The following is a 23178-nucleotide window of genomic DNA, read 5'->3' on the forward strand; positions in this document are numbered from 1 at the left end:
GCGGCGTGCCAGTGTCCGGGCCATGGTTACGTAACCATTGCCGGTTTGAACGGGTTTGAGGGACTGCATCCGGCCCCTCATTCATCACTGCCTCGGCTCAGGTGACGAACCCGCACTCCGCTTTCCGCACCTTCCGTCACTGGAGACGACATGACCAAGACCCCGACGAGACCGAGAAGACTGGCCAGTGTGCTCATGGCCGGCTTCGGCGCGACACTCATGTTCCTGACCGCCCCCGCCTTCGCCCAGCCGGCCGCCGAGACGCCGGCTGCCTCGTACGCGCCGAAGGGCGGTACCAGTGACTTCCGCGGGGTGAACTGGGCAGACCCGCGGGACAACTACGCCAGTGACGCCGTGGTGCCCAGCGGGCTGTCGGTGACCGACGACTACCGCACGGTGTACCGCACCACGGGTCGCATGGTGCGCGGCTTCAAGAAGAACCTGGGGGCCAACACGCTGCGACTGCCGATCAACCCGGCGAGTGTGGGCACCACCTGGTGGAAGTCGTACCGGGCGACGATCGACGCTGCCACTGCCGACGGTGACAAGGTCATCGTCAGCTACTGGGAGGCCGACAGCAGCAAGGACGGCCTGGTCGACGACACGGCCGCCTGGAAGACGATGTGGAACACCGTGGTGCGGGAGTACAAGCACAACCCGCGGGTCTACTTCGAGCCCATGAACGAGCCGCACGGCTACACACTGGACCAGTGGGTGTCCGTCACCAGTGGCTGGCTCGCCCAGCACAAGGACGTCCCGCGCGGCCGTGTCGTGATCAGCGGTACCGGCTACAACGACAACGTCACCGGTGTCGGCGCGGCACCCGAACTGCGGGGAACGCTGCTGTCGCTGCACTTCTACGGCTTCTGGGCCAGCTACACCCAGCAGGCGGACTGGACCGCCGACCTCGAAGCCCGCATCGGCACGTACGCCGGCCGGACCATCATCGACGAGGCCGGCTCCCCGATGACCATCGGCCTGAACTACGGCGCCTGGAACGGCAACGTCTACACCTCGTATCTCGCGGCGGTGGCCAACACCGCCCGCAGCAAGGGCATGGGACTGGTGTACTGGCCGGGGCTGAGGTTCGGCGACGCCTACTCGATCGAGTCGCTGGACTCCGAGGGCAACCTGGTGGACAACAGTGCCACCGGAGTCGCCCTGCTGCGCTGGGGCTACGGCTTCGGCAAGACCCCGCCCGTCAACGACCTGCCGCCCGCGCCTCCCGGCGAGGTCCTGCGCGGGGTGGGCTCCAACCGCTGCGTCGACGTGCCCGGCTTCAGCACGGCCAACGGCACCCAACTCGACCTGTGGGACTGCAACGGCGGCGGCAACCAGACCTGGAACTGGAACGCGGACAAAGAACTCACCGTCTACGGCAACAAGTGCATGACGGTGGGAGGCACCGGAGCCACGGCGGGAGACCCCGTGGTCATCGACGACTGCACCGGCGCGGCGGCACAACAGTGGAACCTGAACGCGGACCTCTCCGTGACCAGCGTCGCGAACCCTGCGCTCTGCCTGGACGCAGCCGGAGCGGGCACCGGCAACGGAACAGCGGTCGATGTCTGGTACTGCAACGGCAGCAGCAACCAGCAGTGGGCCAGAAGCTGATGCCGGCACCTGTTCAGCGCGACCACTGATCCGAACCGTACGGGTTCGTCGAGCATCCTCGCCGGGCCCGTACCGGTCAGCACCGCCGCGCTTCACCTTCCGGTGAGGGCGGCGGCGCTCCCGTGCCTGCGCGGACCACCGGCCGGGGCGGGAGGCCGCCGGCCGCGAGGTGCCGGCCGCGATCATCTTCGTGGCCACCTCAGACCGCACCTACGCCCGAGCCGGCGCCTTGGCAGGCGTGGCCCGGGCTCAGTTCGGGCAGCCGGCGGGACACGAGGTGGTGGAGGAAGGTGTCCACCGCGCGGACGAGGTGTCGCGGCGTGCGCGGACGGCGTCGTCGACGAGCACTCAGAGACGGTCGGCGTCGACCACGGCCTGGGCGAAGACACTCGGCGCCTCCTGCGGCAGGTTGTGACCGATGTCCGCGACGGTGCGGTGTTCGTAGGCGCCGGTGAAGTGACCGCGGTACGTGGAGCCGTCGCCGGGCGGCGTGAAGGGGTCCAGGGCCGCGTCGAGGGTGATCGTGGGAACGCCGATGGAAGGCTGGGCCGCCAGCAGCTTCTCGTAGCGGTCGTAGCGGGGTTCGCCATCGAGGAGGCCGATGCGCCAGCGGTAGTTGTAGAGCACGACGGCGGCGTAGTCGGGATTCTTGAAGGCCTCGGCGGTGCGCGCGAAGGTGGCGTCGTCGAAGTCCCAGTTGGGGGAGACGAGGGTCCACACGTAGCGGCACAGCGCGAGGCGCTTGTCGACGTCCTCCATCGTCTCCTTGCCGCGCTCGGTCGCGAAGTACCACTGGTACCACCAGTTGTGCTCCACGGCCGGGATCGCGGGCGTCAGCTGCGCCTTGCGGTCGGTGATGAGGTAACCGCTGGTGGAGACAAGGGACTTGACGCGCTCGGGCCACAGGGCGGCGATGATGTCCGCGGTGCGTGAGCCCCAGTCGAAGCCGGCGAGGACGGCCTGGTGGATCTTGAGAGTGTCCATCAGGGCGATGACGTCCAGCGCGATGGCCGACTGCTCGGCGGTACGTGGGGTGTGCCGGGACAGGAAGCGGGTGCTGCCGTGGCCGCGCAGGTAGGGAACGATGACGCGGTAGCCCTGGCCGGCGAGCAGTGGTGCGACGTCGACGAAGCTGTGGATGTCGTACGGCCATCCGTGCAGGAGGAGGACGACCGGGCCGTGGGCGGGGCCCGCCTCGGCGTAACCGATGTTCAGCAGCCCCGCCTTGACCTGCTTGATCGTGCCGAACCCGGTATGGGTGCCCGGGGCGACGGTGGGCACGGTGGCGCTGCTCGGCCGAGCCGAGCCTGTGGTGGCGGATGCGTTGGTCTGCGGGCCGGACAGTGAGACCGCGGCCGCGCCGGTGCTCAGGCCCACGGCCCTGTTGAAGGTACGCCTGTTGATCATGTGAAGCCCTCCGCCGTGTGCTTCCGGTGACCGCTGTCGGTCTCGAGGCGACGACCCTCCCACGGCATTCGTCACCTGTCAAACCAGTGACGACATCGTTCGTGTGTGGCGTTGGTGTCTCCCGACGGTGAGGTGCGTGCGGGCGTGACACCGCCTTGACTGGTGACGGCAGGGCTGTCATGGTGGCGTCACTGCCTAAACTGGTGACGGGGCATCCTGGTGTCGGCAGGCATGCGAAGACCTTTCACCCCGGGCCGCTGCCTCCTGAGGGCATGACATGGCCGCCATGACGGCTCGTCCGCCCCAACTTTCTCTGGAGAACGGATCGTTGGCCCGCGCAGGCGACCACCGGGCCAACCCCGCCAACGCCAACCTGACCAACGAAAGCGAGAACACAGCCATGGACCTGAAGCTCGAAGTCGTCATCCTGCCCGTCTCCGATGTCGACCGCGCCAAGGGCTTCTACGTGGAGCAGCTCGGCTGGCGCCTCGACGCCGACTTCCCCGTCAACGACGGCTACCGGATCGTGCAGGTGACTCCGCCCGGCTCCGAGTGCTCGATCATCTTCGGGAACGGCCTGACCCGGCAGGAGGCCGGCACGCTGCACGGTCTCCAGCTGACTGTCACCGACATCCTCAAGGCCAAGGAGGAGTTGACCTCCTGCGGTGTGGAGGTCTCCGGACCGTTCCGCGACGAGACCGGCGCCTTCCATCACGCCGGTGACTCCCACCGGGTGCTCGGACTGCACCCCGAGCGGGCCAGCTACGGCACGTTCGCCGCCTTCAAGGACCTCGACGGCAACGAGTGGTTCCTGCAGGAGGTCACCGAGCGCGCCCCCGGCCGCTGAGCCCCGTCTGAGCCCCGACGAGCGACCCCGCCCACCCGTCCGGCTCCATCACCGGAGGACACACGACGGCAGGCGCGCCGTCGTCGTGGAGAGCGAACTCCTTGATGTCCGCCGACTGGAGGGGCGACGAGCCGATCGAGGCTGAGCCTGCTCGCCGCCGTCGCGGTCGGCATCGCCGACGCGGTGGAGTGGTCCCGTGCTCCATGTGTTCGGCGCCTGGGCCCTCGTATCCGGGCCAGGGGTGGCCCAGGCGGGTCGTAGCACTGCGGCGGCGCGGCCCCGAGCCGGGCGAGCGGTGGCCGATGCTGATCGCAGGCGGGTTGTCCCGCGCCGGCCACGTATGCGGATGGTGCCAGGGGCCAGGGGCCAGGGGCCAGGGGTCCGGCGGGCCGGTGGGCCGGTGGTTTGCAGTGGCATAAGCCGGCCCGGCGACCTCGCTCGCCGGCATGCCGCTCGGTCCCCCCCCCGCAGGCCGGGTGAGGACAGAACCGTGGCCCCCGTGCGCGTCCCCGCGGGCCCGGCGGGGGAGAATGAGGGGCGTACCCAACGGTCGACCCTTGCGGAGGAGCCGGGAAATGCAGAACGCGCGAGCGGGGCAGGTCGCCGGGCCAGAGGACCTCATCGATGTGGCCCGTCTGGTCACGGCGTACTACACGCTGCACCCCGACCCGGCCGAACCGGGACAGCGGGTGGCCTTCGGCACCTCGGGACACCGCGGTTCGTCCCTCGCGGCGGCGTTCAACGAGGACCACATCGCGGCCACCAGCCAGGCCATCTGCGAGTACCGCGCCGCCCAGGGCACCGACGGCCCTCTCTTCCTCGGCGCCGACACCCACGCCCTGTCCGAGCCCGCCCGGGCCACGGCGCTGGAGGTGTTCGCGGCCAACGACGTGACCGTCCTCATCGACCAGGCCGACGGATACACGCCCACCCCGGCCGTCTCGCACGCCATCCTCACCCACAACCGGCACCGGGCCTCGGCGCTCGCCGACGGAGTCGTCGTCACCCCCTCGCACAATCCGCCCGCCGACGGCGGCTTCAAGTACAACCCGCCGAGCGGCGGCCCCGCCGGATCCGAGGCGACCTCCTGGATCCAGGACCGCGCCAACGAGATCATCACCGGCGGCCTGAAGGACGTACGGCGCATCCCCTACGCCCGTGCCCTGGCCGCGCCCGGCACCGGCCGCCACGACTTCCTCGGGGCCTATGTCGCCGACCTGCCGAACGTGCTGGACCTGGAGGCGATCCGGTCCGCCGGCGTGCGCATCGGCGCCGATCCGCTCGGCGGGGCCTCCGTCGCCTACTGGGGCCGGATCGCCGAACAGCACAGGCTCGACCTGACGGTGGTCAATCCGCTCACCGATCCCACCTGGCGCTTCATGACGCTCGACTGGGACGGCAAGATCCGCATGGACTGCTCGTCGCCGTACGCCATGGCCTCGCTCATCGAGCAGCGCGACCGGTTCGACATCGCCACCGGCAACGACGCCGACTCCGACCGGCATGGCATCGTCACGCCGGACGCCGGCCTGATGAACCCCAACCACTATCTGGCCGTGGCGATCTCGTACCTGTTCTCGCACCGGGACCAATGGCCCGCGGAAGCCGGGATCGGCAAGACCCTGGTGTCGTCGAGCATGATCGACCGGGTCGCTGCGGATCTCGGCCGGACACTGGTCGAAGTACCCGTCGGCTTCAAGTGGTTCGTGGACGGCCTGTCCGACGGGACGATCGGTTTCGGCGGCGAGGAGTCGGCCGGCGCGTCCTTCCTGCGCCGCGACGGCTCGGTGTGGACCACCGACAAGGACGGCATCATCCTGGCCCTGCTCGCCTCCGAGATCACGGCGGTCACCGGCAAGAGTCCCTCGCAGCACTACGCCGAGCTCACCCAGCGCTTCGGTGCCCCCGCCTACGCGCGCGTCGACGCCCCGGCCTCCCGTGAGGAGAAGGCCCTGCTCGCCAAGCTGTCCCCGCGCCAGGTCACCGCCGACACCCTCGCCGGAGAGCCGGTCACCCAGGTCCTCACCGAGGCGCCCGGCAACGGCGCCGCGCTCGGCGGTATCAAGGTGGCCACCGCCAACGCCTGGTTCGCGGCCCGTCCTTCGGGCACCGAGGACGTCTACAAGATCTACGGGGAGTCGTTCCTCGGCCCGGACCATCTGCGCCGGGTCCAGGAGGAGGCAAGGTCCGTGGTGCTGGCGGCGCTGGGCGCCTGACCCGAGAATCGATCCCCGTCCCGCGCTCGTGACGACCTGCCACGAGCGCGGGCCGGGAGCATCGTGCGGTAGGCAGGCCCGGCGAAAGACTTTCGGAAACCTGCCGGTGTGACCCATCCCTCACCGCGCCCCGCGCGGAAAGGGTCGCTCCGCCCTTCACCCGGGACGATCGTGGGCGGCATGAACGACCGCGACGTGGCGTCGAACGAGGAGGCCGGCGAGATCCGCCGTTTCTGGGGCGGGCTCGGCCTGCCGGGCCTGATCGACGTCCACACCCACTTCATGCCCGAGCGGGTCCTGCACAAGGTCTGGGACTACTTCGACACCAACGGGCCGCTGATCGGTGGGCTGGGATGGCCGATCACCTACCGGAAGGCGGAGGCGGAGCGAACGGCCCTGCTGCGGGAGTTCGGGGTCAGGGCCTTCACCGCGATGCTCTACCCCCACAAGCCCGGCATGGCCAGATGGCTGAACGGATGGGCGGCCGACTTCGCCCACCGCACCCCCGACTGTCTGCACACCGCCACCCTCCACCCCGAGCCGGACGTCGAGACCTATGTCCGCGAGGCCATCGAAGCAGGGGCGCGGGTGTTCAAGGCGCACGTCCAGGTGGGCGGGTACGACCCGGCCGACGAACGCCTCCAACCGGCCTGGGGACTGCTGGCGGAGGCAGGCGTCCCCGTGGTGATCCACTGCGGCTCCGGGCCCGCACCCGGCAAGCACACCAGCCCCGAGCCGATCGCGCGGGTGCTGGCACGGCACCCGAGGCTGCGGTTGATCGTCGCGCACATGGGCATGCCCGAGTACGAGGAGTTCCTCGATCTCGCCGAGCGGTACGACCAGGTGCGGCTGGACACGACGATGGCGTTCACCGACTTCACCGAGGGGTTCATGCCGTTCCCGCGCCGGGCGCTGCCCCGGCTCGCCGCACTCGGCGACCGCATCCTGCTCGGCTCCGACTTCCCCAGCATCCCCTACTCCTACCTGCACCAACTCCACGCCCTGGAACGGCTGGACCTGGGACCGGAGTGGCTGCGGGCCGTGTGCCACGACAACGCGAGAAGTCTGTTCGGCGTATGACACCGCCACGCCCCACCGAGACCCTCCAGCATGACTCGGCACATGAGTGGGGGAAGAGCCGCCTTGACCTCCCCAGGTGTGACGGCCCTTCCCCCGGGCAAGCATCGACTCTGCTACCCGGAAGATCCGGACTCATTCCCTCGCCCTCGCAGGCTCGCGTGAAGATGCTGTCGGGAGGGGTTGACCGGCACGCCTGAGGCGGTCACTTTGAAGAACGCCAGGGATGTGGGAGCGCTCCCGTGCCGTGCGGAAAGTTCCCAGGGCCAGGCACCGCATCCCGCTTCGACCGTCCCCGCCTGAGAAGGATGGCCACATGCAGCCCCCTGCGCCCCGTCACTTATCCCGTAGAACACTGGTGACCGCCACCGCCGCCGGCCTGGTCGCCGCCGTCACCGCTCCCTCGCGGGCGTCCAGCGCCGCCCCGGCCCGCTTCCACACGGTGGGCCGGGTCGAAGCGGCCGCCGACGGGTTCGTGCGGTACAGCTGGCCCGGCATCTACTTCGAGGGCCGCTTCCGCGGTACCGGCGTCGGCGTTGTCCTCGACGACTCCGTCAACGACTACGACGTCCAGATAGACGGCAGGACCACGGCCACCCTCGTGACCCCGGGCCGAACCACCGCCTGGGTCAAGGGGCTCACCGACACCGAGCATCGCGTGCGGCTCGTCAAGCGGACGGAATGCCCTTGGGCCGAGGGCCGGTTCGGCGGCTTCGTCGCCGCTCCGGGCGGTGCGATCCTCGCCAGGCCGTCCGCCCGGCGCAGGCAGATCGAGTTCATCGGCGACTCCAACACCGCGGGCTACGGCAACGTCTCCGGCACGCGTGACTGTTCGAACAACGGGGGAGTCGACCGGAACACCAACTCCGACCTCTCCTTCGGCGCCCTCACCGCCCGACGCCTCGGCGCCGACTACCAGATCAACGCCTTTTCCGGCCGTGGCATGGTCCGCAACTACAACGGCAGCAGCCCCGGCACCGACTTCCGCACCTACTACGACCGTGCCCTGCTGAGCGTGGAGGGCGACGTCTGGCAGAAGCCGGCCGACTGGAGGCCGCAGGCCGTCGTCATCGGACTGGGGCTCAACGACTTCTCGACACCCCTCAACCCGGGGGAGCGTTGGAGCACGGAGGCCGAACTGGTCGCCGCCTACGAGTCCGCCTACCACGGCTTTCTCGACAAACTGCGTGCCCGCTACGGCCCCAGGACGTTCCTCGTCGTCAGCGCCACCAACCTGGGCTCCAGCCCGTTCGCCGAGACCACCCAGCGCATCGTCCGCACGCGCACAGCGCAGGGCGACGAACGGGTCGGCCACTGGTACTACGACGACCCCGGCCTGGACCACCTGGGCTGCGACTGGCATCCCTCCGCGCGGGACCACCGGATCATCTCCGGCCTTCTCGACGACCACCTTGCCGCGCTTCCGCTGCGCTGGGGGCCGACGGCGTCAGCTCCCCCTCATACCGGTCCGGTGCTCAGTTGATGCAGAGCAGGTTGAGCACGCACAGCCCCGACGGATCGGTCGCGGAGGACGAGGAAGTCGTCTGTGAAGTCTGCGAGTTGTTGCTGCTCGTGCCCGTGTTCGTGGTCGTCGTGGTGTCCGTGGCCGTGGACGAAGGGGTCTGCTCCGTCGTCGTGCCGGTGGTGCCGGTGGTGCCGGTCGAGCCCGTCGTGCCGCCGGTGTCGACGCCCGCCGCGACCGACGTGGAGACCGTGGTATGCGCATGCGACTGCGAGGCGGTCGTCGCCGTGGGCGTGGAGGAGGTGGCGGAGTCCGTGCGGACCGACGACCGGGTCGTCGTGGACGCCGCGTCGCCCGTCCGCCGGTGCGAGGTGACCGACTTGGAGGGCGTGTTCGAGGACGCCTGCTGTGCCTTGGCGGGCGTCGATCCCGGGAGTGCGTCGTCCGAGGTCGGCAACTCCGCCACGCCCATGGACCGGTTGTCCGGCGAAGTGGCCGCCTGCGTCCGGACGTTGGACTGCTGGCTCATCGCGGAGACGGTCAGGCCACCACCGACGAGGGCGACGGCGGTCGCGACCACCGCCTTGCGCTGGTTCTTCCGCCAGCGGTCCCGCTGACGTCGGCGCGCCGCCCGGCCCTCCGCCGCCACCGGCGCGTCCGTCACGTCGTCGGACGGCACTTCGGCCGGGTCGGATCCGGCCACCGGCTCCTCGTGGAGTCCCGTGTCGTGCCACGTGGGTGCTTCGTCCCATGCCGCTGCCGCCACGCCCGTCGTCGCGTAGATGTGGGCGGGGGGAGCGATGTCCGGGGCGTAGGCGCCGCATCCGGGACACGCCAGGGCCCCGTTGAGATGCCGACGGCACGAGGAGCAGTAGTCCATCTGGTCTTCCTGAGTCGACTGCACCATCGGCCCAGTGGCCGTGGCCGGTCTCGTTCGCACGGAGGATCGAGCCGAGGCAAAAGTAGCGAGCCTTTCGAAAGGCGATGTGCAGCCTGTGTGATGCTCCTGCGTAGATGTCCGAGAGGTGAGGTGGGCAGGAGGGTCATACGTCGTATTCGTGCCCCTTGTTCCTCGGCTGAGCGGCATCTGTCGGGTCCCGAGCGCGTGCGCCCAACAGGGCCTGGCCGCTGGCCGCGTTCTTCCTGGCCGGACTGCGGCCGGCGTTCGCCGCACTGTTCCCGGCGCTGCGTTCCGGCGGACTGCGGCCATGGCACTGCCTGGGCGGCCTCTTGTGGCAGGGCGCACCCGCTCTCGGAACCGACGAGCGGGTGCGCGCGGAGCACGAGGGCGGACCGGGAGACACCAGCTGACGCGGTGTCCGTACGCCGTCGTGGTCGCGTCAGCCGCGCCGGACGGTCCAGAGGGTGGCGTGGTGGACGCCGTCGGGAGTGGGGGGTTCGGCCGAGGCCGTCGCGCTGTTGCCGACCGCGGCCCCGTGCCCGTCGACGTCGGATGCCGTGGAGTGGACGCCGCCGACGGCGGGCAGGAGCGTGAACTCGCCGGTGTCGACCCGGTAGACGTAGCCGAAGGCGCCGGGATTGGTGTCGCCGGCGGCGAACTTTCCGGCCACGCCGTTGACATAGGTCCGGCCGGGTCCGGGGCCGAAGGCCGACAGCGTCTTGGTACGGAGGTCGTAGGCGTGTGCGAGCGCCGCGACCGTGGCGCGGGCACCTAATGTCTGTGTCTCATGGCGTCCCCTTGTGGACTGGTGTGCGATCTTGGCGTTGTTACCGTCCGGCCCCTCCCGCCAACCGCCACCCCACGGAACGTACGGAAAACTCATCCGGGTGACGAACCCTCTGTGGACGTTCGGCGCGCCGGTGCGCGCGCCGCCAACGCCTCCAGCAGCAGGTCCACCGCCTCCTCGAACGAGCTGTCCGCCATGCCCGGCAACTCGCGCCGTACCGTGGTGAGCGCCGGGTACGCCACCGGGTCCAGGTCCTGGTAGACGTCCCGCCACGCCCGCTGGTCGGCCTCGCGCTGCTGCCGGGGGAGTGCCCGGAACGCCGCGTCGGTGGCCGCGTGGCTGAGCACGGTGTCGATGAAGGCCAGGTACAGGCGCGCGGCGGCGGCCGGCTCGAAGCCCGCGGAGAGCAGCAGGCCGATCCCCGTGTCCACCGCCTGGATCTCGCTCCTGCGCCGGGTCACCCGGTGCGCGGCCATGGCGGCCGCCCGCGGATGGGCGAGGTAGCCGGCACGGACCCGCAGGGCCATCTCGCGCAGCGAGGCCACCCAGTCCTCCCCAGGGACGAACCCCGCCATCGCGTCACTGATGATCCGGTCCGCGATGGCGAGCACCAGGTCGTCGGTGTCGTGGAAATAGCGGTAGAGGGCGGTCGGGTCGCAGCCCAGCGCCGCGCCGAGCCGACGCACGCTCAGCGCTTCCGGACCGTGCTCGCCGATCAGCCGCAGGGCCGTCTGCACGATGAGGTCCTCGGACAGCAGGACTCCGGAGCGGGTGGGCCGCCGGCGTCGGCGCTCCTGCGGGACACGGCTGGACATGGGCACGTTCCTCTCGTCCGGGCGCACTCAGTGAACGACCCCCGCCCGCCTTACGTCAACAGGGTTGACCCAATGTGGACGTCGGCTGTTCCATCTCCTCACCGCGCGGCTCTTCCCCGTCTCCCGTCCCCGAGGAGCCCTTCATGTCGTCAGCACCCCCGCCCCCGCCTCCGCCCTCCGCGCCGGGCTCGGCCCTGCGCCGTTCCCTCGGCGTAGTCGACGGCGTGGCCATCGCCGCGTCCAGCACCGCGGCCACCACCAGCATCGCCATCGGCATGGGCACGATCGCGACCATCGTGGGCCTCCAGGCCCCGGCGCTGCTGCTGCTGGCCTTCCTGCCGGTGCTCGGCATCGCCACCGCCTACGCCCGCCTGAACCGCTCGGAGCCGAACTGCGGCAACGGCTACGTCTGGGTCGGCAGGGCTCTCGGCCCCTGGCCCGGCTTCCTGACCGGCTGGGTCACCCTGGTCGGCTCGGTCATCTTCTGCGCCTACACCAGCGCGATCATGGGCTCGGTCGTCCTGGCCTTCGCCAACAAGGCCGGACTGCACAGCCTCGGTGGCATCGCCCTCGACCCGACGTCCACCGGTGTCACCACGGCCGTCGGGCTGGTGATCCTCCTCGGCCTCACCGCCCTGGCCGTCACCGGCGTGCGATCGGCCACCCGCTTCCAGTTCGCCCTGCTGATCTTCGAGTACGCCGTGCTGCTGGCCTTCTGCGGCTGGGCCCTGGTCACCGGGGACCACGCCGTCTCGCTGTCCTGGTTCAACCCCTTCGAGATCTCCAGCGGCACCACCTTCGCCCAGGGCATGGTGCTCGCGGTCTTCTTCTTCTGGGGCTGGGACGCGGCCTTCAGCGTCAACGAGGAGACGAAGAGCCCGGGCGACGCGGCCCGCGGCGGCCTCATCGCCCTCTTCGCCATGCTCGGTCTGTTCCTCTTCGCCTCGGTCGCCTTCCAGCGGGAGATGAGCCTGGCCGAACTCGTCAGGAACGGCCCCCAGGCCCTCCCGTACCTCGGCGAGAAACTGGCCGCCGAACCCTGGGCCACCCTGCCCCTGGTCGCACTGATGTTCTCCGCCGTCGCCTCCGTGCAGGCCACCCTGATCCCCACGGCACGCGGCCTGTTCGCCATGAGCCGTGACCGCACGATGGGACCGGTGTGGACCCGGATCCACCCGCGCCACGGCACCCCCGCCGCCGGCACCGTCCTCGTGATGTCCATCGCCGGAGTGATCGCCCTGCTCGCCGTCGCGATCCCCAAGCTGAGCGACATGCTGCTGGCCGCCGTCAACGCCATCGGTCTGATCGTCGCCCTCTACTACGGCCTCACCGCGCTGGCCTGCGCCGTGCGCTTCCGCTCCGCGCGGCACGAAGGAGCACGGGAGGCGCTGCTCGCCATCGGCGTGCCCGCCGTGTCCGGACTGATCCTGCTCGGCCTCGGCGGCTACCTCGGATACTCGTACCTGACCATGAGCGACCACTTCGAACTCAGCCCGGACAACGGCTGGTTCATGTTCTCGCTGCCCGCCGTGATCGTCCTCGCCGGGCTCGGCATGGCAGCCGTGGCCAAGTACGTGAGGCACTCGCCGTACTTCAGCACGGGACGCGGCACCGACGCCGAGTCCCTGACCCTGCCGATGGACCGTACGGCGGTCTGACCTTCTCTGGAGCTCACTCACATGTCACACACTGCGGACCTCGTTCTCACCGGCGGTCCCGTGCACACCGTCGATCCCGCCCGCAGCCGCGCCACCGCCGTGGCCGTGCGCGACGGGCGGATCGCCGCCGTCGGCCACGACGAGGTGCGCGAGCTGATCGGCCCGCGCACCGAAGTCGTCGACCTGGCCGGGAAGTTGCTGCTCCCCGGCTTCCAGGACGCCCACGTCCACCCGCAGGGCGCGGGTCTCGAACTCGGCCTGTGCCATCTCGCCGACACCGTCGACCCGGCCGAGTACCTGCGCAGGATCAAGGCGTACGCCGACCAGCACCCGGACGCCGAGTGGATCACCGGCGGCGGCTGGTCCCTGGAGGCGTTCCCGGGCGGTGCTCCCACCGCTGTGGCCCTCGACGCGATCGTGCCGGACCGACCGGTCTTCCTGCCCAACCGCGACCACCACGGCGCCTGGGTCAACAGCAGGGCGCTGGAGCGCGCGGGCATCGACTCCCGTACCCCGGACCCGGTCGACGGCCGGATCGAACGCGACGCCGACGGCAACCCCACCGGCATGCTCCAGGAGGGCGCGGTCCACCTCGTGGGAAGGCTGGTTCCGGATCCGACGCCGCAGCAGCAACTCGCGGCCCTGCTGCGGGCCCAGGCCGTGCTGCACTCGTACGGCGTCACCGCCTGGCAGGACGCCATCGTCGGCGCGTACGCCAACATGACCGACCCGGCGCCCACCTATCACGCGGCCCTCGACCGGGGCCTGCTCACCGCCCGCGTGGTCGGCGCCCTGTGGTGGGACCGTGAGCGGGGGGCCGAGCAGATTCCCGAACTCGTCGCCCGACGCGAGGAGTTGAACCGCGGCCGGTTCCGTGCCACCACGGTGAAGGTCATGCAGGACGGCATCGCGGAGAACCACACCGCCGCGATGCTCGACCCGTATCTGACCGGCTGCGGCTGCTCCTCGGACAACAGCGGCATCAGCTTCGTCGAGCCGGGCGAGCTGAGGAAGTACGTCACCGAACTCGACGCGTCCGGCTTCCAGGTCCACTTCCACGCCCTCGGCGACCGCGCGGTGCGTGAGGCCCTCGATGCCGTGGAGTCCGCCCGCGCGGCCAACGGGTGGCGCGACACACGGCACCACCTCGCACATCTGCAGGTCGTGCACCCGCACGACATCCCCCGGTTCCGCGCCCTGGGCGCGAGCGCCAACCTCCAGATGCTGTGGGCCGCCCACGAACCGCAGATGGACGAACTGACCCTGCCCTTCCTCGGCGCGGAACGCGGCACACGGCAGTATCCGTTCGGTGATCTGCTACGCGCAGGCGCGACCCTGGCCGCGGGCAGCGACTGGCCGGTCAGCAGCCCCGACCCCCTCCAGGCCATTCATGTCGCCGTCAACCGGATCGCCCCCGGCGCCCCCGAGGGCACCCCGCAGTTCCTTCCGGAGCAGCGCCTCGATCTGGGCACCGCCCTCGCCGCGTACACGGCGGGCAGCGCCCATGTGAACCACCTCGACGACATCGCCGGCAGCATCACCGTGGGCAAGTCGGCCGATCTCGTCGTCCTCGACCGCGATCCGTTCGCGGGGCCGCCCGAGGAGATCGCCGCCACCCGAGTCCTGGAGACCTTCGTCGACGGGCAACGCGTTCACGCGGCGCGGGACGCCTGAGCCGCTATCCGACGGGAAAGTCGAAATAGGTGTCCGGATAGGGCTCGTCCTTCAGTGTGTAGTGCCACCACTCGCAGGCGTACGAGCTGAAACCGCAGGCGTCCATGAGGGAGCGCAGCCGGTGACGGTTTGTCGCTTCGTCCGGCGTGATCCCTCTTGCCCCATGATGCGAGATGGAATCCATCAGATCATGGCCACCGCCCATGGGGACGAGTTCGCCGGTCGCCAGGTGATACAGCGTCAAGTCAACGGTACTTCCCCGGCTGTGGCCGGATTTGACGGCCACGTACCCCATGTCGAACATCTCGGCTCTGTCGATGTTCGGATAGTGCCGTGGCTTTGTCCGGCCGTCCTCCGGCTGCTGTGACCAGCGCAGAAAGCAGTCCACGGCGCGTTGCGGGCGGTAACCGTCCCACAGGAGCAGACCGAAACCGAGGGACTCGGCCTTTTCCTGCGCCCTTTCCAGGGTCGCACACATGGTCCTCGTGCCGACTATTCGATTTGCCAGGTAGCCGTCCACCGGTTTGCCGGTGAAGTTGTCCCAGGTGGCGTACTTCGCATCCCAGCGTATTCCGGGTACGAATTCGTCGACGAAGACGAAATCATCCTTCATCCGCTTTTCCCCGCCAATGCCAGCGACACCACCCGGTCGATCACTTCGGCGAGCGGCAACCCCGCGGCGGCCATCATTCTGGGATAACGGCTGTACGAGGTCATACCGGGCAGGGTGTTGACCTCGTTGAGGATCACTTCGCCATCCTCCTTGAGGAACATGTCCACCCGAGAGAGCCCCCTGCACCCCAAGGCGCGGTACACGGCTTTTGCGCTCTCCTGAACAAGTGATCGCGACTCTGCCGGAATATCGGCGGGAACGATCGGTGTCGAGTTTTCGGAGCCGCTTTCAGGCTCTGACTCCTGATGGATTCTGAAGAAGCCGTGCGAGAGAGCGATCCGGTCCACCTCGCCCACGACCAGATCCAGATCGTCCCCCAGGACGGCGCATCCGATCTCGCTGCCGACGACAGCCTCTTCGATCAGGACCTTCGAATCGTACCGTCCTGCGCTTTCGACAGCGCTCAGCAGCTCCTCTTTTCGGGATACCTTGCTGACGCCGAAGGACGACCCTGAACGGGCCGGCTTCACGAAAACAGGATAGACAAGCTGGTCGGGGTCAACGCTCTCGTCCGCCGTGACGGTCCAGAATTTCGGCGTGGCGATACCCGCGTTTCTGGCGACGAGGTAGGCAAGGGATTTGTCCATGCACAGGGCGGAGCTTCGGACATCGCAGCCCACGTAGGGGATGCCGGAGATTTCCAGCAGGCCCTGTATCGCACCGTCCTCACCGAGCCTGCCGTGCAGCACGGGAAACACGACGTCCAAGCGGATCGTTTCGTATCGCCCCTGCTCCAGAATGAGCAGTCCGTGCACGCTTCTGTCCGGTGACAGGGCGACGGAACGGCACCCGCCGTTCTCCCACTGCGGGTCAGGGCCGTAACAGAGCTGCCAAGCGCCGCTCTTCGTGATCCCGACATAGAACGGTTCATACTTCTCGGGATCGAGGTTCCGTGCGACCTCCTGCGCCGACTTGACGGAGACACTGTGCTCTTCGGAGCGACCCCCGAATATGATTCCGACCTTCAACTTAGCCATGCTGACTCCTGTTCTCGAATTTCAGGCAGTTGGTGATCGAGGTTTCGACCGTGTCACGCAGGGCGTGATCCGTGTAGTAGGCGGTGTGCGGACTGATGAGTACATTCGGAAGGTTTTGCAGACGCAGCAGCAGCTTGCTTTCGAGGGGCTTGTTTCTGCAGTCGGCGTAGAATATGCCTTCCTCTCCTTCGATGACATCCAACGCCGCACCGCCCAACCGGCCGCTTTCCAGTGCGAGTACCAGGGCCTCGGTGTCGAGCAGTGGGCCGCGTCCGGTATTGATGACGAACGCCCCGTGCTTCAGCCGCTCTATACGCTGTTGATCGAGGAGGTGGTACGTGTCCGGGGTGAGCGGAGCATGGAGCGTGACGATGTCACTCAGCTGCAGCAACTCATCGAGAGGAACATGGTCGGCAGCAGTCTTCGGGCGTCTGTCGTGCGCCAGTGTTCGACAGCCGAAACCCCGCAGCCTGTCCACGACTGCTGTGCCGATGCGTCCTGTTCCGACAACCCCGACGGTGAGGTCGCGCAGTTCCTTTCCGCGCACATCGTTCAACCGGTAATCGTGCTCGTTCGCGCGGAGGACAGTTGATTTCGCGTTCCGTATCGCCATCAGCATCAGCATGAGCGTGTAGTCAGCGACGCTGTCGGGCGAATAGGTGACGTTTTCGACTGAAATGCCGATGCTGGCCGCGTAGTGCACGTCGATGTGGTTGCAGCCGATACTCCGTGTGGAGATGTACGTCACGCCGGCTTGCCCGAGTGCAAGAAGAGTGGGAGGGGTGATCCGGGTTTTATGGCCTACGCTGATGCACTGGTTTCCGAAGGCCAGTGAAACATTGGCTTCGGATATCGCGTCCTCCGTGATGATCGGTACGACACCGAAACGGGGCGCCATCTCGCGGAACAAAAGAGCCTCGTCCTGGCCGCATCCATAGATGGTGATCCCCGTTGCCGGTTCGCTGTAGGTCATGCCTCAAGTCAAGGCAGTGGGGTGTTGCCGGCGCGTATGCGGTTCTTGATATGCCGAAGATATGTCCCCGATGGGACCGGACCAATACTCACAGGTAACGTATCGTCGCCGTATCGAAAACCACATACGCGCCGGCAACACCGCGCCACCTTGACTGGAGGCATGACCTATAGCGAACCAGCCTCCGTCAGCCCCCGCGGCGCCCTGCCGTGATCCCGCTCGGCGTCAGCGAGATAGCCGCGGTCGTCGGCGGCAGGGTCGAGGGCGACGGCTCCGTGACGGTGACCGCGCCGGCCGTGCTCGATGGCAGACAGGCCGAGCCGGGCGGCCTCTTCGTCGCCTTCGCCGGCGAACATGCCGACGGTCACGACTACGTCGGCCAAGCCGGCCGGACAGGCGCGGTGGCCGTGCTCGGCTCCCGGCCCACGTCGCTGCCCACCGTCGTCGTCGACGACGCCCGAGCCGCGCTGCAGGCACTCGCCGCCCACGTCGTGGCCCGGCTGCGCGACGGGCTGACCGTTGTCGGACTGACCGGCTCCCAGGGCAAGACCGGCACCAAGGACCTGCTGGCGGCCCTGCTTTCGAGCACCTCGCCGACGACCGCCACGATCGGCTCGCTCAACAACGAGCTCGGCGTGCCGCTCACCATGCTGCGCGCCGACGCGGCCACCAGGTTCCTCGTCCTCGAGATGGGAGCCCGCCACATCGGAGACATCGCCGCGCTCACGGGCCTGGTCGCACCCGACATCGCCGTCGTTCTCAACGTCGGCCAGGCCCACCTCGGCGAGTTCGGGTCCCGCGCGGCCATCGCCCGGACCAAGGGCGAGCTGATCCAGGGGCTGGCACCGGGCGGCACCGCCGTCCTCAACGCAGACGACCCCCGGGTGGCGGCGATGCGCTCGCTCACGGACGGCCCGGTAGTCACCTTCGGCCGGGCGGAGCACGCCGACCTGCGCGTGACCGACCTGACGCTGGACCGGCTCGGCCGGCCGTCCTTCACGCTGCGGACCGCCGACGCCTCGGCACCCGTCGCGCTGCCACTCGTGGGCACCCACCAGGCGCTCAACGCGTCGGCTGCCGCGGCCGCGGGGCTGGCGGCCGGCGTACCCCTCGACGTGGCCACGGCGGCACTGGCGACCGCCTCGCTGTCACCGTGGCGCCTGGAACTGCGCGACCTCGCCGGTGGCGCAAGCCTGCTCAACGACTCCTACAACGCCAACCCCGACTCGACCCGCGCAGCACTGGACGCGCTGGCGGCGATCGAGGGCGGGCGCCGCATCGCCGTTCTCGGCGAGATGCTCGAACTCGGCGACGACAGTGCGGCCCAGCACCGCGCCGTCGGGGAGTACGCCGCCTCCCGGGCCGAAGTGGTCGTCGTGGTCGGCGAGTCCGCCCGGTCGATCGCCGACGGCGCGGGGGAGCGGGCGGTGGTGCTGGCCGACAACGCCGCGGCGGTCGACTGGCTGCGCGGTCACATCGCCGCCGGCGATGTGGTCCTCGTCAAGGCCTCCCGCGGAGCGCGCCTCGACGAGGTCGCCGCCGCGCTCGCGTAGTGGCGGGAGACGGCGTGGAGCACCTGCCGCGCGACCGCCGGTCGTGGCCGCCGTTCGCCGCCGGCGCGGCCAACCACGTGCTACCGGCGAGCCTCGGCGCACACGCCGTCACCGGCCCTGCGCTCCAGGGGCAGGGCATCCCGCTGGGCCGCGCCACCGCCTCGCTCGCCCTGTGCGCGCTGATCAGGCCGATCGCCGACCGCGAGCGTGCCGGGCGTCGGGCCGTCGGGCGTTCGGCGTGCCGACCCAAGGCCGAGCCGGCCCCGGGGCCCGTGCTCGCCCAGGTCACTCGTACGCCGACACCGAGCCGAGCTCGTAGCCGCGCCCCCAGTGACCGCTACCGGATCCGGACTCATCGCCCGCGCCGCTTCATGTAGAGGTCGAAGGCCCGGTGGACCAGCGGCCGCAGTGGCAGGTCCCACTCACCGACGTACCTCACCGCCCGACCGCCGGTGCCCACCTTGAACTGGATCAGTCCGACATGCGGGTCGTCGGCGTCCAGGGTGGGGGTGATGCCGCGCAGGTCATAGACGTCACAGCCGGCCGCCAGCGAGTCGCGGATCATCGCCCACTGGCAGGCGTTGGAGCCGCGCACCTCGCGCTTCTCGGTGGAGGAGGCGCCGTAGGAGTACCACGCATGCCCGCCGACGCGGACCAGGACGGTCGCGGCGACCAGGTCGCCTTGGTGACGGGCGAGGTAGAGCCTGATCCGCTCGGGATCCTCCGCGCTCAGCACCGCGAACATCGTTTCGAAGTAGCGCAGCGGCCGGGGTGTGAAGCGGTCCCGCTGGGCGGTGTGGACGTAGAGATCATGGAACGCCTTCACGTCCGCTGCGACCGTGACCTCGACTCCTTCCTTGGCCGCCTTCTTGATGTTGCGGCGCCAGAGCTGGTTCATGCCCCTGAGCACCTCGTCCTCAGTTCTGCCGGCCAGCGGGATCTCGTACCTGAACTGCGGATGCCCGACTCCGAAGCCGTCCTCGGGGCTCTGCGGAAGCCAGCCGGCGTCCGTCAGCCGGCTGGTCACGCGGGCACCGACGGGGTCGGTCCACTGGGCGGACAACTCGGTGAGCCGCTTGATGCCCGGGTCGGCGATGCCCTCCTTGACCTGGTCGGCGCTCCAGGTGTTCGTGCGCACCGGCGGGCCGAGCCGGATGGCGAACGCGCCGTGTGCCTTGAGATAGGACGCCAGTGGGTCGAGCCACGCGTCGATCTCACCACTCCAGTCGATGACCGGCCCCTCGGGCAGATAGGCCAGCGTGAAGCGCTCCAGCCGCGGCACCGGTCGGTGCAGGACGAGCCCGGCACCGACCAGCCGCACGCCGTCGAACCAGCCGAGGGACTCACTGCGCCACTCGGTCTTCACCCGGCCCCATGCCGGGGTCTGCAGGAAGCTGACCGACCGCTGTGTCCGCACGAACGCCAGATGTTCGGCTGCGCTGATCGGCCCGACGGTCAGCCTCACCGGGCGATCTCGGTTCCTGTGCCTGTTTCGCTGTAGGACATGTCTCCAGTCAAGGCAGCGGGGTGTTGCCGACCCGTATGCGGTTTTGGATACGCCGACGATATGTGCCGGCTCGGCCGACCCACAGGTGATTTCGATGTCCGGGGACGGGGAAGGCGGGACCCTGATGGGAACGGAGGCGTCGGCAAGATGCTGGATCTGGCGCGCGCCAACCTCCGTAACCTCCCCGCCCCTGAAGCCCGTCGATCTGAGGAACGTCATGACAGCGCACAGCCTGGCCCGTGCCCATGGAGCGGCCCTGCTCGCCGATCCACTGCGGAACAAGGGCACCGCCTTCAGCCCCGAGGAGCGTGCCGAACTCGGCCTGGACGGGCTGCTGCCACCGGCGCTGGAGACCCTCGATGAGCAGGCGGACCGGGCGTACGAGGCTTTCCTCGGCTACGACAAGCCGCTCAACCGGCACATCTACCTTCGGCAGTTGCAGGACACCAACGAGGTGCTGTTCTACAGCCTGCTCACGCGGCATCTGGAGGAGATGCTGCCGGTCGTCTACACGCCGACGGTCGGCGAGGCGTGCCGGCGTTTCAGTGAGATCTACCGCAGGCCGCGTGGTCTGTTCCTGACGTACGAGGACCGCCACCGCTTCCGGGAGATCCTGCGCAACCGGCCCGGTGGGGAGGTCGACGTCATCGTCGTCACCGACGGTCAGCGCATCCTGGGCCTGGGCGACCAGGGGGTGGGCGGCATGGGCATCCCGATCGGCAAGCTCAGCCTGTACACCGCCATCGGCGGCATCCACCCGGCGCGCACCCTGCCGGTCTTCCTGGATGCCGGCACCGACAACGAGCAGCTGCTGGCCGGCGAGCACTACCTGGGCCGCCGGCGCCACCGCGTCACCGGGGACGCCTACGACGAGATGATCGAGGCGTTCGTCTCGGCCGTGGAGGCCGAACTGCCCGGGACCCTGCTGCAGTGGGAGGACTTCGCGACCGCCCACGCCCGTCCGATCCTGGGCCGCTACCAGGACCGGCTGCTGACCTTCAACGACGACATCCAGGGCACCGCGGCCGTGGCGCTGGGCGCGCTGTCCACCGCCACGAAGGTCGCCACAACGTCCCTGACCGACCACCGCATCGTGGTCCTGGGCGCCGGCTCGGCGGCGATCGGGGTCGCCGACATGATCCGCACCGCACTCGTGGAGGAAGGACTGTCCCCACAGCAGGCGGCCGACCGCTTCTGGTTCGTCGACATCGACGGCCTGCTGGTGCGCTCCCGCACCGACCTCACAGCCGAGCAGCGCATCTACGCGCGCGATGACGCGGAGGTACGGCAGTGGGGTGCGCGCGACCTGGCGGGGGTCGTCGCCGAGGTGCAGCCGACGGTGCTGATCGGGCTGTCCACGGCGCACGGCGCGTTCACCGAACAGATCGTGCGGACGATGGCCGACGGCTGTGACCGGCCGGTGATCCTGCCGCTGTCCAACCCGACCTCGAACGCCGAGGCCGAGCCCGCCGACCTCGCCCGCTGGACCGACGGCAGGGCCCTGATCGCGGCCGGCTCGCCCTTCCCGCCGCTGAAGCTGGACGGGCGCGAGGTGCCGGTGGCGCAGGCCAACAACGTCTACGTCTTCCCCGCAGTGGGCCTGGCGGTCACCGCCTGCCGGGCCACCCGCGTGACCGACCGCATGATGGTGGCGGCGGCGCGCGCGGTGGGGGAGTGCGCGGTACGGGCGGGGGTGGACGGGGCGACCCCGCTGCTGCCTCCCCTGGCGAGCATGCGGGAGGCGGCCCGCGAGATCGCCCTGGCCGTCGCGCTGGCCGCAGTCGAGGACGGCGTGGCCCCCGACGCCACGGAGGACCAGCTGCGCGAAACGATCGCGACGACACAGTGGGCACCGCAGTACGCGTCCTGACATGCCGCTGCCGCATCGGGCCGCGCGGCCGCGGACCTGGCAGCCCTCCGGGCCTGTGACAGGATCTGCGGTGGGCGCGAGGCCTGCTGGGGTTGAAGGCAGAGGACGAGTGACATGGACCGGCCGCCAGGCATGATGGACGTGGCCCGGGAGGCCGGCGTCTCACACATCACCGTCTCCCGTGTCATCAACGGCCATCCTTCGGTCCGTCCGGAGACCCGCACCCGGGTCGAGGCCGCGATCCAGAAGCTGGGCTACCGCCGCAACAGTGTCGCCAGGGCCCTCAAGAGCCGGCGTTCCTCGACGATCGGCGTGGTGATCGTCGGGTCGGAACTGTTCGAGCTGCCGCGTATCCTCCTGGGCGTCGAGACGGCCGCCAAGCAGGCCGGTTACTGGGTGAGCCTGGCCAGCAGACAGGGCGAGAGCACCTCCGCCGACCTCATGGAGACACTGCGACGGCTCACCGACCAGTCGGTGGAGGCGATCGCGGTCGTGGCGGACCGGCCCGTCGTGGTGGAGGCGTTGTCCGGCCTTTCCTCCGGGGTGCCGGTGACGGTGGTGATGTCCGGCAGCGCCTCCAACCCCGATCTGGGCTTCGTCGAGGTCGACCAGGAACTCGGCGCCCGTCTCGCGGTTCGCCACCTCCTGGGCCTCGGACACCGGGACATCGCCCATCTGACCGGTGCGCTGCGTACCTTCGACGCCCGGGCACGTGTCGACGGCTGGGAGGCCGAACTCGCCGCGGCGGAAGCCGAAGGAGCCCTGCTGGAAGGCGACTTCAGTGCGGAGAGCGGATTCCGCCTGGCCCACGAGCTCTGCGACGCCGACACCGGCCTGCCCACCGCGGTCTTCGCCGGGAACGACCAGATGGCGATGGGAGCGCTGGCCGCCTTCGCCGAGCGGGGCGTGAAGGTACCGCAGGACGTCTCCCTCGTCGGCTTCGACGACATGAAGGGCGCCGGATACCTGGTCCCCGCTCTGACCACGGTCCGGCAGGACTTCGCCCACCTCGGCAGGACCGCCATCGAGCAGCTGGTGCGGATGCTGGGCGGGGAGCGGGCGGAACGGCAGAAGATCACGCCGGAACTCGTCGTACGGCGAAGCACCGCCGCGCCTCGCTCCGGGTCCTGAAGCCCGCCACCGTTTCGACAGCCCTCACCCGGGGGC

The 23178-nt window shown here is 69.5% G+C and carries 18 protein-coding genes and 1 pseudogene; 11 read left to right on the plus strand and 8 right to left on the minus strand.

Features of this window, described 5'->3' with window-relative positions:
* Window positions 1–150: 150 nt before the first annotated feature.
* Window positions 151–1614 (plus strand): ricin-type beta-trefoil lectin domain protein, encoded by a 1464-nt coding sequence (locus QF027_RS43685; RefSeq protein ID WP_307080986.1) that lies wholly within the window; start codon window positions 151–153, stop codon window positions 1612–1614.
* 348 nt (window positions 1615–1962) lie between these two features.
* Here the strand turns inward: QF027_RS43685 and QF027_RS43690 are convergent, their stop codons facing one another.
* Complete coding sequence (locus QF027_RS43690; RefSeq protein ID WP_307080988.1) at window positions 1963–3021, minus strand: alpha/beta fold hydrolase; 1059 nt, start codon at window positions 3019–3021, stop codon at window positions 1963–1965.
* 400 nt (window positions 3022–3421) lie between these two features.
* Here QF027_RS43690 and QF027_RS43695 point away from each other — a divergent pair, with 400 nt between their 5' ends.
* The 4 genes from QF027_RS43695 to QF027_RS43710 all read left to right on the plus strand — a co-directional run bounded on the left by QF027_RS43695 (window position 3422) and on the right by QF027_RS43710 (window position 8644).
* Window positions 3422–3868 carry a VOC family protein gene (locus tag QF027_RS43695; RefSeq protein ID WP_306986443.1) on the plus strand — a complete coding sequence of 149 codons (447 nt, stop codon included), beginning with the start codon at window positions 3422–3424 and terminating at the stop codon, window positions 3866–3868.
* Window positions 3869–4443: 575 nt separating this feature from the next.
* Window positions 4444–6084: a phosphoglucomutase (alpha-D-glucose-1,6-bisphosphate-dependent) gene (gene pgm, locus QF027_RS43700; RefSeq protein ID WP_307080990.1), complete on the plus strand. Its 1641-nt coding sequence runs from the start codon at window positions 4444–4446 to the stop codon at window positions 6082–6084.
* A gap of 180 nt (window positions 6085–6264) precedes the next feature.
* Window positions 6265–7164 (plus strand): amidohydrolase family protein, encoded by a 900-nt coding sequence (locus tag QF027_RS43705; RefSeq protein WP_307080991.1) that lies wholly within the window; start codon window positions 6265–6267, stop codon window positions 7162–7164.
* Between the two features lie 313 nt (window positions 7165–7477).
* Complete coding sequence (locus QF027_RS43710; protein WP_307080993.1) at window positions 7478–8644, plus strand: SGNH/GDSL hydrolase family protein; 1167 nt, start codon at window positions 7478–7480, stop codon at window positions 8642–8644.
* On the opposite strand, the gene QF027_RS43715 is transcribed toward QF027_RS43710, so the two are convergent.
* The 3 genes from QF027_RS43715 to QF027_RS43725 all read right to left on the minus strand — a co-directional run bounded on the left by QF027_RS43715 (window position 8637) and on the right by QF027_RS43725 (window position 11126).
* Entirely contained in the window at window positions 8637–9530 is an 894-nt protein-coding gene (locus QF027_RS43715) for an SCO2400 family protein (protein ID WP_307080995.1), read from the minus strand. The genes QF027_RS43710 and QF027_RS43715 overlap by 8 nt on opposite strands.
* 433 nt (window positions 9531–9963) lie before the next feature.
* Window positions 9964–10407 (minus strand): hypothetical protein, encoded by a 444-nt coding sequence (locus QF027_RS43720; protein WP_307080997.1) that lies wholly within the window; start codon window positions 10405–10407, stop codon window positions 9964–9966.
* The gene (locus QF027_RS43725) at window positions 10404–11126 is read right to left on the minus strand and encodes a TetR/AcrR family transcriptional regulator (protein ID WP_306973315.1); all 723 of its coding nucleotides are present in this window, start codon (window positions 11124–11126) and stop codon (window positions 10404–10406) included. Before QF027_RS43725 ends, QF027_RS43720 begins: the two co-directional genes overlap by 4 nt.
* Before the next feature lie 143 nt (window positions 11127–11269).
* Between QF027_RS43725 and QF027_RS43730 the strand changes: the two genes are divergently transcribed.
* Both QF027_RS43730 and QF027_RS43735 read left to right on the plus strand, forming a co-directional pair.
* Window positions 11270–12784 (plus strand): APC family permease, encoded by a 1515-nt coding sequence (locus QF027_RS43730; RefSeq protein WP_306973314.1) that lies wholly within the window; start codon window positions 11270–11272, stop codon window positions 12782–12784.
* A 21-nt stretch (window positions 12785–12805) separates the two neighbouring features.
* The gene (locus tag QF027_RS43735) at window positions 12806–14458 is read left to right on the plus strand and encodes an amidohydrolase (protein WP_306973313.1); all 1653 of its coding nucleotides are present in this window, start codon (window positions 12806–12808) and stop codon (window positions 14456–14458) included.
* A gap of 4 nt (window positions 14459–14462) precedes the next feature.
* Here QF027_RS43735 and vanX read toward each other — a convergent pair whose 3' ends face one another.
* Genes vanX through vanH form a run of 3 tightly spaced genes read right to left on the minus strand, consistent with a single transcriptional unit; the run spans window position 14463 to window position 17081 of the window.
* Window positions 14463–15071: a D-Ala-D-Ala dipeptidase VanX gene (gene vanX, locus QF027_RS43740; RefSeq protein WP_307080999.1), complete on the minus strand. Its 609-nt coding sequence runs from the start codon at window positions 15069–15071 to the stop codon at window positions 14463–14465.
* Complete coding sequence (gene vanA-Sc / locus QF027_RS43745) at window positions 15068–16108, minus strand: D-alanine--(R)-lactate ligase VanA-Sc (RefSeq protein ID WP_307081001.1); 1041 nt, start codon at window positions 16106–16108, stop codon at window positions 15068–15070. Before vanA-Sc ends, vanX begins: the two co-directional genes overlap by 4 nt.
* Window positions 16101–17081 (minus strand): D-lactate dehydrogenase VanH, encoded by a 981-nt coding sequence (vanH, locus tag QF027_RS43750; protein WP_307081003.1) that lies wholly within the window; start codon window positions 17079–17081, stop codon window positions 16101–16103. The genes vanA-Sc and vanH overlap by 8 nt, the downstream gene beginning before the upstream one ends.
* Window positions 17082–17290: 209 nt before the next feature.
* On the opposite strand from vanH, the gene QF027_RS43755 reads away from it, so the two are divergent.
* A complete protein-coding gene (locus tag QF027_RS43755; RefSeq protein ID WP_307081005.1) occupies window positions 17291–18634 on the plus strand; it encodes a UDP-N-acetylmuramoyl-tripeptide--D-alanyl-D-alanine ligase in 1344 nt (447 codons plus the stop codon).
* Between the two features lie 50 nt (window positions 18635–18684).
* Window positions 18685–18831, plus strand: a pseudogene (locus QF027_RS50060) (UPF0104 family protein); the annotation flags it as partial.
* Between the two features lie 155 nt (window positions 18832–18986).
* Here QF027_RS50060 and QF027_RS43765 read toward each other — a convergent pair.
* Window positions 18987–20099, minus strand: coding sequence for a lipid II:glycine glycyltransferase FemX (locus QF027_RS43765; protein ID WP_307081009.1), 1113 nt, complete (start codon window positions 20097–20099; stop codon window positions 18987–18989).
* Window positions 20100–20358: 259 nt separating this feature from the next.
* On the opposite strand from QF027_RS43765, the gene QF027_RS43770 reads away from it, so the two are divergent.
* Both QF027_RS43770 and QF027_RS43775 read left to right on the plus strand, forming a co-directional pair.
* Window positions 20359–22011 carry an NAD-dependent malic enzyme gene (locus QF027_RS43770; protein WP_307081011.1) on the plus strand — a complete coding sequence of 551 codons (1653 nt, stop codon included), beginning with the start codon at window positions 20359–20361 and terminating at the stop codon, window positions 22009–22011.
* Between the two features lie 114 nt (window positions 22012–22125).
* Window positions 22126–23142: a LacI family DNA-binding transcriptional regulator gene (locus QF027_RS43775; RefSeq protein ID WP_306973306.1), complete on the plus strand. Its 1017-nt coding sequence runs from the start codon at window positions 22126–22128 to the stop codon at window positions 23140–23142.
* Window positions 23143–23178 lie beyond the last annotated feature (36 nt).

It is taken from the genome of Streptomyces canus (assembly GCF_030816965.1).
Lineage (GTDB): Bacteria > Actinomycetota > Actinomycetes > Streptomycetales > Streptomycetaceae > Streptomyces > Streptomyces canus_E.